Source organism: Streptomyces sp. SID13031 (assembly GCF_010548305.1).
Classification (GTDB): Bacteria; Actinomycetota; Actinomycetes; order Propionibacteriales; family Kribbellaceae; genus Kribbella.
This window is the reverse complement of sequence record NZ_JAAGLV010000014.1, coordinates 232,563-242,719: the sequence shown is the minus strand read 5'-3', so window position 1 is coordinate 242,719 and position 10,157 is coordinate 232,563. Positions and strand designations below refer to the sequence as shown.

Annotated in this window: 12 protein-coding genes; 6 read left to right on the top strand and 6 right to left on the bottom strand. The window is 67.6% G+C overall.

Going from position 1 to position 10,157, the window contains the following annotated elements; translation table 11 throughout:
* Positions 1-184: 184 nt before the first annotated feature.
* The 4 genes from G3I17_RS27205 to G3I17_RS27190 form a co-directional block, all read right to left on the bottom strand.
* Positions 185-1,312 (bottom strand): hypothetical protein, encoded by a 1,128-nt coding sequence (locus tag G3I17_RS27205; protein ID WP_164600425.1) that lies wholly within the window; start codon positions 1,310-1,312, stop codon positions 185-187.
* On the bottom strand, positions 1,309-1,821 hold the full coding sequence (locus G3I17_RS27200) for a SigE family RNA polymerase sigma factor (protein WP_164600424.1): 513 nt from the start codon (positions 1,819-1,821) through the stop codon (positions 1,309-1,311). Before G3I17_RS27200 ends, G3I17_RS27205 begins: the two co-directional genes overlap by 4 nt.
* 108 nt (positions 1,822-1,929) lie before the next feature.
* The gene (locus G3I17_RS27195; protein ID WP_164600423.1) at positions 1,930-2,745 is read right to left on the bottom strand and encodes an aldo/keto reductase; all 816 of its coding nucleotides are present in this window, start codon (positions 2,743-2,745) and stop codon (positions 1,930-1,932) included.
* An 11-nt stretch (positions 2,746-2,756) separates the two neighbouring features.
* Positions 2,757-3,323, bottom strand: coding sequence for a class I SAM-dependent methyltransferase (locus G3I17_RS27190; RefSeq protein WP_203590797.1), 567 nt, complete (start codon positions 3,321-3,323; stop codon positions 2,757-2,759).
* Between the two features lie 259 nt (positions 3,324-3,582).
* On the opposite strand from G3I17_RS27190, the gene G3I17_RS40040 reads away from it, so the two are divergent.
* The 3 genes from G3I17_RS40040 (at position 3,583) to G3I17_RS27180 (ending at position 5,950) form a co-directional block, all read left to right on the top strand.
* A complete protein-coding gene (locus G3I17_RS40040; protein ID WP_020392829.1) occupies positions 3,583-3,735 on the top strand; it encodes a hypothetical protein in 153 nt (50 codons plus the stop codon).
* Positions 3,732-4,796, top strand: coding sequence for a 3-isopropylmalate dehydrogenase (locus G3I17_RS27185; RefSeq protein WP_164600421.1), 1,065 nt, complete (start codon positions 3,732-3,734; stop codon positions 4,794-4,796). Before G3I17_RS40040 ends, G3I17_RS27185 begins: the two co-directional genes overlap by 4 nt.
* Before the next feature lie 62 nt (positions 4,797-4,858).
* Positions 4,859-5,950 (top strand): branched-chain amino acid aminotransferase, encoded by a 1,092-nt coding sequence (locus tag G3I17_RS27180; protein WP_164600420.1) that lies wholly within the window; start codon positions 4,859-4,861, stop codon positions 5,948-5,950.
* Positions 5,951-5,977: 27 nt separating this feature from the next.
* Here G3I17_RS27180 and G3I17_RS27175 read toward each other — a convergent pair whose 3' ends face one another.
* The gene (locus G3I17_RS27175; RefSeq protein WP_164600419.1) at positions 5,978-6,406 is read right to left on the bottom strand and encodes a hypothetical protein; all 429 of its coding nucleotides are present in this window, start codon (positions 6,404-6,406) and stop codon (positions 5,978-5,980) included.
* Between the two features lie 101 nt (positions 6,407-6,507).
* Here G3I17_RS27175 and G3I17_RS27170 point away from each other — a divergent pair, with 101 nt between their 5' ends.
* The 3 genes from G3I17_RS27170 to G3I17_RS27160 all read left to right on the top strand — a co-directional run bounded on the left by G3I17_RS27170 (position 6,508) and on the right by G3I17_RS27160 (position 8,999).
* A complete protein-coding gene (locus G3I17_RS27170; RefSeq protein WP_164600418.1) occupies positions 6,508-6,906 on the top strand; it encodes a hypothetical protein in 399 nt (132 codons plus the stop codon).
* Between the two features lie 228 nt (positions 6,907-7,134).
* Positions 7,135-8,724, top strand: coding sequence for a citramalate synthase (cimA, locus tag G3I17_RS27165; protein WP_164600417.1), 1,590 nt, complete (start codon positions 7,135-7,137; stop codon positions 8,722-8,724).
* Positions 8,721-8,999, top strand: coding sequence for a hypothetical protein (locus G3I17_RS27160; RefSeq protein WP_164600416.1), 279 nt, complete (start codon positions 8,721-8,723; stop codon positions 8,997-8,999). Before cimA ends, G3I17_RS27160 begins: the two co-directional genes overlap by 4 nt.
* On the opposite strand, the gene G3I17_RS27155 is transcribed toward G3I17_RS27160, so the two are convergent.
* Positions 8,986-10,077 (bottom strand): epoxide hydrolase family protein, encoded by a 1,092-nt coding sequence (locus G3I17_RS27155; RefSeq protein ID WP_164600415.1) that lies wholly within the window; start codon positions 10,075-10,077, stop codon positions 8,986-8,988. The two genes, G3I17_RS27160 and G3I17_RS27155, sit on opposite strands and share 14 nt — an antisense overlap.
* Positions 10,078-10,157 lie beyond the last annotated feature (80 nt).

Here is a 10,157-nt window from a genome sequence, read left to right as displayed (position 1 = left end):
CTGTCACTTTGCAGGCACGGCAGTCGTAGCTGCGAGATCTCCATACCCGAAACGATAGACGACCCCACCGACAGTTTTCAAAGCCGAGAACTCCTTATTTACAAGGGATCGACGAACAGCAGGAACTTGCCAGGTTGTCCACAGCGAGGTCGAGTCTGTGGACAACCAAAGGGGGGCCGACTGCCTACTCGTTGACTGAGAGGCCGATGGGGAATTCGGTTGTGGACTTGTCGGTCAGTGGGGGTGCGAATTTTGCGGCTGCGACTTCGCAACTCGTTTGGCCGGCTGAGGTGATCTTGCAGAGGAGGAGGTCCGGGCGCTCGGTTTCCTCGGGGCGTAAGCCGACTGCGTAGAAGCTGTGCTCGCCCTTCCACTGGGTTGGCACGATCAGTTGGTAGCCGGGGAGTGTGACCGTCGACGTGGTGCTGGTCCGCAGATCGATCAGTTCGACCGTGTCTGCCTTGTCGGTCAGCAGGTAGCGGGCTTGCGGGGAGAGGTTTCCGGTCCAGCCCTCGAAGTGCTTCGGGTTGGGCGCGTTGACGTCCTTGCCGACGGCCAGGTCGTTGTCGCCGCCGTCGACCGGGTGTTCCCAGACGACCTGTCCCGCGTTGGCGGCGACCACGAAGGTCGGTACCGCCTTGGGCTTGATCAGTTGGCCGGTGCCTTTGGCGATGTCCCAGCGGCGCAGACCGTCCGAGGCGCCGAAGTACGCCGTACCGCCGTCGATCGCCGCGACGCGGAGCGGCTCGCCGGAGGTGCTGGGGCCGGGCTGGTTGCCGGTCGCGGTGCGAGCCACCTCGCGATGAGCCGCCACGTCGTAGATCACGAACTCGGGGATCTTCGGGCCGGCGTCGACCCAGCCGACCAGCGAACGGTCCGCGTCCACGGCGATCCGGTGGGCCTGGTTGCCTTTCCCGATCAGGTCGGAGCCACCGCCGGAGAGATGGAACACGGAGCCGGCGGCGTCGGTGTAGACGAAACCGGAGTTGGTCTGGACGAACGCCGCGACGGCCGACTTGACCCGTAGTACCTCGGATCCGAAGTGGATCTCCTTGCCTTCGGCCCAGGTCGGCCGTCGCTCGGTGAAGACCCCGCCGCCGGCGACCTGGGGATCGCCGCCGTTCAGCTGTACGGCGGCAGTCAGCCCACCGGCGAGCACGACTGCGCTCGCGGCCACCGCGGTGACGATGCGAGCCACCCGGCGGCGCTTGAGCCGCTTGTTGCCGGTCGCAACGATCGCGTCGAGGTCGAGGCTGGGGTCGCCGATCGCCTCGGCTTGTTCGGTGAACGTGTCCTTGAGCAGGCCGGTCATGCGGTCACCATCTTTTCCACGATCAGGAGCGCGTCGGGGCCGAGCCCAGCGCGCAGTTTCTTCAGGGCACGGGAGCCTTGGCTCTTCACCGTGCCTTCGGAGCAGCCGAGGACGCGAGCGGTCTCGGCCTGCGTCAGGTCCTCGTAGTACCGCAGCACCAGTACTGCGCGCTGTTGCGGCGGAAGCTTCGCGAGTTCCGCCCACAACCAAACCCGGCCGGTCGTGTCCTCGGCCGGAGCCGGGGCACCGGCGGGCAACGTGTCGTGCGGCCGCTCGCGCCACGACTTGCGCCGGAACCAGCTGATCGCCGTATTGGTCATCACCCTGCGCGTGTACGCCTCGGCGTTGGCCGAGTCGCGCAGCTTGTTCCAGCGCACGTAGGTCTTAGTGAGGGACTCCTGGAGCAGGTCCTCGGCGAGTCCCCGGTCGCCGATCAGCAGGTAGGCATACCTGAACAAGGCGCGCTGTCTGCTGATCGTGAATTCCTCGAATTCACGCCCTATGGCCATCTGTGTCCTCTCAGCAGCCGGTGCCCTTCGCACCAGTTGCCCCCTTGACGCTTCGTGACCGTCGAAGTGTTGGCAGGACCGGCGAGGAGTTTCACCGGCCGGCGGAGGTCAGGACCACCACTTCTGGCTGGAGGCCTTGGCCTCGGCGGTGTGGCTGGTGGCGTCCAGGGCATCCAGGGCAGCCATCGAGTCGTCGTCGAGCTCGAAGTCGAGAGCGACGAAGTTCTCCTTGATCCGGCTGGGAGTGGACGACTTGGGGATGACCGAGACGCCGCGCTGCAGGGACCACCTGATGAGGACCTGGGCGGGGGTCCGGCCGGTGGCGGTCGCGAGCTTCGCGACGGCCGGGTCGTCGAGGTGCTCTCCGGTACCGAGCGGGCTGTAGCCCTGCGGGACCACGCCGGCCGCCACGCAGGCTTCGACCAGTGAGCGGCGATCCACGAAGGGGCTGTACTGGAACTGGTTGGCCATCGGTGCGACCTGGCTGGACTCGGACACCTCGGTGAGTTCGGCGGTGCTGAAGTTCGACACGCCGATCCCCTTGGCGAGGCCGGCCGCGTGGGCAGCCTCCATCCCGGGCCATGCCACCGTCGCGCCGCCCTGGGGCCAGTGCACGAGGTAGAGGTCGACATACTCCGTGTCGAGTAGTTCCAGACTCTTCTCGATCTCGGCCAGCGGGTCGCGGCGGCCGGGGTGGAACTTCGTCGTCAGGAAGATCTCCTCCCGCGGTACGCCGCTGTTCCGGATCGCCCGCCCGACGCTCGCCTCGTTCCCGTACGCCTGAGCCGTGTCGATCAGCCGGTACCCGGTCTCGAGCGCCGCGGTCACCGCTGCTTCGGTGATCGGCCCGTCCGGCACCTGCCAGACGCCCAGCCCGAGCACAGGAATCTCAGCACCGTTGGAAAGCTTCAGCGTGGTCTGCATGACTCCAAGTATTACCGCTTGGTGGCGAGCAGGACCGCGGCGTCGGTGGCCACCATGATCTCGACGGTGGTGAAGCGCTTGTCCTGGAGCCACTCCTGGCGCAGCGTGTCCACCCGGCCCTCGTACATCGGCGGCCAGACCATCGACGGAGTGAAGTCGTCCAGTACTACGAAGCCGCCCGGCTCGACTGCCTCGGCGATCACGTCCCGCGCGGACAGCTTCGCCTCGCGGGCGTCCACGAAGAGCAGGGAGAACGGGCCGCGCTCGATCAGTGCGGTCCAGTCCGCCGACAGCACCTCGATCCGGCCGTCGTCGGCGAAGAGCTCCTTGACCACCTGAGCCAGCTGCGGGTCGCTCTCGGCGGTGACGATCTTGGTGTCGTCGGTGGCGCCGTGCCGCAACCAGGCCGAGCCGACGCCACAGCCGGTACCGACCTCGCCGAGCGTTCCGGTCCGGGATGCCGCCAGCGTGGCGAGCAATCGGCCGGTCTCGTTGCGCGTCGCGCTGACGAATCCACGGCGTCCGGACAGGCTGAGGGCCGCTGAAACCAGCGGCGGTAGTTCTGGGGGAGCACTCACCGGTTGAGAGTTGCACAGCATTGGTCCAGCCGTGTCACTGGTATCTCACATTCCGGGACAGCCTGCCCGCATTGTGGCGAAATAGTCGCACGCCAGAGTATCTTCGGACCCATCATGCAGTTCGCGGTACGTCTCATTCGCTGCCGCGCCGGGGTCCGCTAAGGCCGACCTCCCCGGCGCGGGTTTCGGCGTACCTCCCGCCCGGTAGTGCCAGTCGTCGGCCGTTTGTGACAAGCACCAGACCAAACGGGAGATCAGCATGTACGACATGTATCCGGCCAACTGGAAGGTCGTCGACGGACGCGAGCGCAAGGCCGCCCGCCGTCGCCGTCCCGCCCCACGCCAGGCCGAGACCCAGCCAGTCCAAGAGGCCATGAACCGCCGCGACAACGGGGGAGAACCCAAGAAGTGAGCACCAAACTGCGTTCAACTGACAAGTCCTTCAAGCTGGCTGTAGTAGGTGGCGACGGGATCGGTCCCGAGGTCACCGCCGAGGCGCTCAAGGTCCTCGACGCGGTCAGCGCGAACTACGGCGTCACGTTCGAGCGCACGGAGTACGACCTGGGCGCGAAGCGCTGGCACGAGACCGGCGAGACGCTGCCGGACGCCGAGCTCGAGGAGATCCGCGGCCACGACGCGATCCTGCTCGGCGCCGTCGGCGACCCGACCGTGCCGTCCGGCGTACTGGAGCGAGGCCTGCTGCTCAAGCTCCGCTTCGCACTGGACCACTACGTCAACCTGCGCCCCTCGAAGGTGTATCCGAGTGTCGGCTCGCCACTGGCGAATCCGGGCGAGGTCGACTTCGTCGTCGTCCGCGAGGGCACCGAAGGCCCGTACACCGGCAACGGCGGCGCGCTCCGGGTCGGCACGCCGGCCGAGATCGCCACCGAGGTGTCGGTCAACACGGCGTACGGCGTGGAGCGGGTCGTCCGGGACGCGTTCGCCCGGGCGCAGGCGCGACCGCGCAAGAAGCTGACCCTGGTGCACAAGAACAACGTGCTGGTCTATGCCGGTCACCTCTGGACCAGGACCGTCGACGCTGTAAAGCAGGACTTCCCCGACATCACCGTCGACTACCTGCACGTGGACGCGGCGACCATCTTCCTCGTCACCGACCCGTCCCGCTTCGACGTGATCGTCACCGACAACCTGTTCGGCGACATCATCACCGACCTGGCCGCCGCGATCAGCGGTGGGATCGGGCTGGCCGCGAGCGGCAACATCAACCCGGAGAAGACCGCGCCGAGCATGTTCGAGCCCGTGCACGGCTCCGCACCGGATATCGCCGGCCAGCAGAAGGCCGACCCGACGGCGGCGATCCTGTCCACCGCGCTGCTTTGCGACCACCTCGGCCTGACCGAGGCGGCCGCGGCGATCGAGGCGGCCGTGACGGCCGACATCGAGGAGCGTACGGGCGCGCCGCGGACCACCTCCGAGATCGGCGACGCGATCGCGAAGCGCGCCGCGGGCTGACGGTGTGTGTTTGAGCAGCGAGAGGCTCGCATGACCACTTCTCCAACAGGTACGGTGCGCCTATGAGCGCGGAATTGCAGTTCACCGTTGAGCCAAACACCCAACCGGCCAGCGACGACCAGCGCGCCCAGATCCTGGCGAACCCAGGATTCGGGCAGTACTTCTCCGACCACATGGCGATCGCCACCTGGACCAAGGAGAACGGCTGGCACGACGCGAGGATCACCGCCTTCGGGCCGCTGGAGCTGTCTCCGGCGACCGCGGTGTTCCACTACGCCCAGACCATCTTCGAAGGGATGAAGGCCTACCGGCACCCCGACGACTCGATCCACATGTTCCGGCCCGAGGCGAACGCGGCGCGGTTCAACCGCTCCGCCCGGCGGCTCGCGCTGCCGGAGATCCCCGAGGAGGCGTTCCTCGACTCGCTGCGCAAGCTGGTCGAGATCGACAAGGCCTGGGTGCCCACCGGGGGAGAGACCTCCTTCTACCTGCGGCCGTTCATGTTCGGCTCGGACCCGTTCCTCGGCGTCCGCCCGTCGGCCCAGGTGACGTACTGCGCGATCGCCTCCCCGGCCGGCTCGTACTTCGCCAAGGGCGTCAAGCCGGTCCGGATCTGGCTGAGCGAGGAGTACACCCGGGCAGCCCCCGGTGGTACCGGTGCGGCGAAGACGGGTGGCAACTACGCCTCGTCGCTGCTCGCCCAGGCCGAGGCCATCGAACAGGGCTGCGACCAGGTCGCCTTCCTCGACGCGGTCGAGAAGAAGTGGATCGAAGAGCTCGGCGGGATGAACCTGTACTTCGTCCTCGACGACAGTTCGGTGGTCACGCCGGAGCTGTCCGGCACGATCCTCGAGGGCATCACCCGGGACTCGATCCTGAAGCTCGTCACCGATCTCGGCTACACCGTCACCGAGCGCAAGATCTCGATCGACGAATGGCGCGACGGCGCTGCCTCGGGCCGGATCCAGGAGGTCTTCGCCTGCGGTACCGCCGCGGTGATCAGCCCGGTCGCCTCCCTGAAGTGGAACGGCGGCGAGGTACAGGTGGCCGACGGCGAAGGCGGCAAGGTCACCGCAGCCGTCCGCTCCGCACTGCTCGACCTGCAGTACGGCCGCACGGCCGACACGCATGGCTGGATGACCAAGGTCTGCTGAAGTCCAGCGCCGAGCGCCCCGGGAACCTCACGGTTTCCGGGGCGTTTTGCTTCGGTCGTGAGCGGTGCGGCAGACGAAGACGGCGACGAGCCAGATGGCCGCAGCCACGAAAGGAGCCCAGGTCGGCGAGACCCCGGACATCCGGGGACCCCGGTCGGCGAGCAGGATACCGGTGGCGATCAGCCCGGCGCCGGCCAGCACCAGGGCGGCCTTGTCGTCCGGCGGAATCGTCAGCAGGGCGATCGCCGCCACCACGCAGACCAGCACCATCAGAACGCCGACGGCTCCCGTCGGCGAATGGTCCTGACCGGGAACCACGCCGGTCAGGCCGAAGCCGCTGCTGGAGAAGGCCGGGAGACCAGGCTCTCCGCCGAAGGTGAACCAGGTCGGCGCCAGCACCAGGATCGCGGCGATGCCGCAAGCGATGGACGCCGGCCGGAACAGGGAGTGCTTCATCGTGTCCTTTCGACCCGCCGGTTTTCACAGGATCCTTTCAGCCGGGCCGGCCGGAGGTTTGGGTAGGGTCGGGGAATGGGTGGTCAGGCGAGGGCGAGGGTATGAGCAGCTTTCCGGACGAGGTCGAGGCGTACTACGCGGAGTTGGCCGAGCAACGCGGGTGGCGGCCGGACACCGTGCGGGCGTATCGAGCTTCGGTGGACCTGATCCGCGATCTCGACCGGGGGACCGGGGCCCGGACGTTCGGGGCGCGTGCCGACGAGTACGGGACGGACTGGCTGTTCGAGGCGGTCTGGCACGAGCGCGAGTGGGTCATCGTCCGGCAACTGCAGGTCGGCGAGGACGGTACCGTCCTGCGGTACTGGTGGCAGCGCCTCGAGGATGAGGACGGCGCGCTCACCGAGGAAGGGCTGAACCGCGACGAATGGGGTCTGCGGCCGCTCAGCCGGGAGGATTTCTACACCGCCTGGGATGACCCGGGCTGGTCGCTGACCGCCTGATCCAGTACTCCGCCACGCTCCGTAGTACTGGCGGTCGTACTGGATGTTCGCTTTACGAGACGATCGGCCGCTGGGTGGAATTACTGTGGCAGACTGCCGAATGTCATGAAGAACTACCAGTTCATTATTAGCTAGGCGCGCTCAGCAAGCAGTACCTGAGCGCGCAGACCTCTCGCATGTTGCGGGAGGTTTTTTGTTTGCCTGAAGCCCGCACCGGAAGGCGATCCCGTGAGCACAAGCGACGAGTTCCACGTCTACGACACCACCCTGCGCGACGGCGCGCAGCAGGAGGGTCTGGCGCTGTCCGTGGCCGACAAGATCGCCATTGCTCAGCACCTGGACGACTTGGGCGTCGGCTTCATCGAGGGCGGCTGGCCGGGCGCCGTCCCGAAGGACACCGAGTTCTTCCAGCGGGCACGCACCGAGCTGCACCTGCGGCACGCGACCTTCGCCGCCTTCGGCGCCACCTGCAAGCCCGGTACGCCGGCCGCCGACGACCAGCAAGTCGCGGCGCTGCGCGACTCCGGCGCCTCGGTCGTCACGTTGGTTGCCAAGAGCCACGATGCACACGTCGAGCGGGCGCTGCGGACGAGCCTCGACGAGAACCTGCGGATGATCGCCGACACCGTGCGGCACCTGCGCGAGCACGGCCTGCGCGTCTTCCTCGACACCGAGCACTTCTTCGACGGGTACCGCGCCAACCGCGCGTACGCGCTGGAGGTCGTCCGGGTGTCGACCGAGGCCGGCGCCGACGTGGTCGCGCTCTGCGACACCAACGGCGGCACGCTCCCGCGCGAACTGCAGGACATCGTCCACGACGTACTGGACAACACCGGCGCCCGCCTCGGCATCCACGCTCACAACGACGGCGGCTGCGCGGTCGCGAACTCGATCGCCGCCGTCGAGGCCGGCTGCACGCACGTACAGGGCACCATCAACGGGTACGGCGAACGTACCGGCAACGCCGACCTGCTTGCGGTGGTGGCCAACCTCGAACTCAAGCGCGGGATGCAGTTGCTCCCGCCCGGCCGGCTCGCCGAGTCGTACCGGATCGCCCACGCGATCGCCGAAGTGACGAACGTGCCGCCGTCGACCCGGCAGCCGTACGTCGGTGTGTCAGCCTTCGCCCACAAGGCGGGCCTGCACGCCAGTGCCATCAAGGTGGATCCCGATCTCTACCAGCACACGGATCCCGCCCTGGTGGGCAACGACATGAGGATGCTCGTCTCGGAGATGGCCGGCCGGGCGAGTATCGAGCTGAAGGGCCGCGAGCTCGGCTTCGACCTCGGCAACGACCGCGATCTGGTCAGCCGGGTGACCGACCGGGTGAAGCAGATGGAGTCGCGCGGCTACACCTTCGAGGCCGCGGACGCGTCGTTCGAGCTGCTGCTGAGCGAGGAGGTCGCCGGACAACGGGTGAGCTTCTTCGACGTGGAGTCCTGGCGGGTGATCACCGAGTCGCGCGCCGAGGGCGAGGCGGTCTCCGAGGCGACGGTGAAACTCGTCGCGGGCGGCGATCGCGAGGTTGTGACCGGCGAGGGCAACGGCCCGGTGAACGCCCTCGACCACGCGCTGCGGTCCGCGATCGAGCGCGCCTATCCGGTGGTGAACAAGTTCGAACTGGTCGACTACAAGGTCCGGATCCTCGACCAGGGACACGGCACCGACGCGGTGATCAGAGTCCTGATCGAGACGGCCGACGGCGAGGGCTCCTGGCTCACCGTCGGCGTCGGCCACAACATCGTCGAGGCATCCTGGGAGGCGCTGGTCGACGGCGTCACCTACGGTCTGCTTCGCCACAAGGAGGTCGTGCGATGACTGCCCTGGCAACCCTGGCCCCGGTCAAGGCCGCGCCGCCCGCGTACGTCGTACCGGAGCGGGTCCTGACCACCTTCACCGCCCAGATCGTGGAGACCCGCGGCCTGCTCGCGCGGATCGCCGTCCAGCTCAACCCGTACGACGTCCGCGAGCTGGCGCTCTGCCTGGAGACCTGCACCCTGCGAGTCGTTGTCGAAGGCAACGGCTTCGACGCCGGCCGGGTCGCCGCCCGCCTCGACAAGATCATCGGCGTCCTCGAGGTCAGCTACTCCTGATTCGTAAGCCTTTGAAGAAGGCGGTCACGTCGGTGGCGAGGAGGTCGGGTACTTCGGTTGCCGCGAAGTGGCCGCCGCGGTCGAACTCGGTCCAGCGGGCAACGGTGAAGCTGCGTTCGACCAGTGGGCGGACCGCGAGGGTGATGTCGTAGGGGAAGACTGCGACGCCGATCGGGACTTCGCAGTACGGGGCCTGGCCGGGGGACTCCTTGCGAAGCCGCCCGGAGGAGGTCGCTGTACCGGTGAGCCAGTAGAGGGCGACGTTGGTGAGCAGGCGGTCGACCTCGATGGGGGAGCGGGGGTCCGACCAGCCATCGAACTTCTCGGCGATCCACGCCAGTAAGCCGGTCGGGGAATCGGTCAGGCTGTAGCCGATGGTCTGCGGGGTCGTTGCCATCAGCACCTGATAGCCGGGCTTCTGGGCGACCAGTGCCTTGATCGTGTCGAGCCGGCCAAGGTCGGCGTCGGACAGCTCCGCCTCGATGCCGGGCAGTGGCGGGGTCGGCAGGTAGTTGAGGTGTACGCCGACGACGTGGTCTGGCGCGACGTTCGCGAGTGCTCGCGAGATCACCGAGCCCCAGTCGCCGCCTTGCGCACCGTACCGGTCGTAGCCGAGCCGGCTCATCAGTTCGGCCCAGGCGCGGGCTACTCGGTCGACGCCCCAGCCCTTCTCGTGCGTCGGCCCGGAGAATCCGAAGCCTGGGATGGACGGGATCACCAGGTGGAATTCAGCCGACAGCGGCCCGGTCACTTCCAGGAATTCGAGGAACGAGCCCGGCCAGCCGTGGGTCAGGATCAGCGGCAACGCGTGGGGATTGCTCGAGCGCACATGGACGAAGTGCACCCGCTGCCCGTCGATCTCGGTCGTGTACTGCGGCAGTTCGTTCAGCCGGGCTTCCTGCTTGCGCCAGTCGTACGTCGTCAGCCAGTACTCGGCCAGCTCCTTCACCCTGGCGAGCGGGATGCCGTAGTCCCAGTCGGCGTCCGGTAGCTCGTCGGGCCAGCGGGTGCGGGTGAGGCGGTCGGCCAGGTCGTCGAGGTCGGCCTGCGGTACGTCGATGGTGAAGGGCTCGATCATCGTCCACTCCTTTGTTGGTGTGGCCAACGATAGCTCGCAATTGTTGGCCCGGCCAACAAATAAATAGACAGGCTGGACTG

Coding starts and splice junctions, on each gene's coding strand:
- G3I17_RS27205 (WP_164600425.1), bottom strand. CDS start 1,312: ATGACCGGCCTGCTCAAGGACACGTTCACCGAACAAGCCGAGGCGATC.
- G3I17_RS27170 (WP_164600418.1), top strand. CDS start 6,508: ATGAGCAGCTTTCCGGACGAGGTCGAGGCGTACTACGCGGAGTTGGCC.
- G3I17_RS27175 (WP_164600419.1), bottom strand. CDS start 6,406: ATGAAGCACTCCCTGTTCCGGCCGGCGTCCATCGCTTGCGGCATCGCC.
- G3I17_RS40040 (WP_020392829.1), top strand. CDS start 3,583: ATGTACGACATGTATCCGGCCAACTGGAAGGTCGTCGACGGACGCGAG.
- G3I17_RS27160 (WP_164600416.1), top strand. CDS start 8,721: ATGACTGCCCTGGCAACCCTGGCCCCGGTCAAGGCCGCGCCGCCCGCG.
- G3I17_RS27155 (WP_164600415.1), bottom strand. CDS start 10,077: ATGATCGAGCCCTTCACCATCGACGTACCGCAGGCCGACCTCGACGAC.
- G3I17_RS27195 (WP_164600423.1), bottom strand. CDS start 2,745: ATGCAGACCACGCTGAAGCTTTCCAACGGTGCTGAGATTCCTGTGCTC.
- G3I17_RS27180 (WP_164600420.1), top strand. CDS start 4,859: ATGAGCGCGGAATTGCAGTTCACCGTTGAGCCAAACACCCAACCGGCC.
- G3I17_RS27200 (WP_164600424.1), bottom strand. CDS start 1,821: ATGGCCATAGGGCGTGAATTCGAGGAATTCACGATCAGCAGACAGCGC.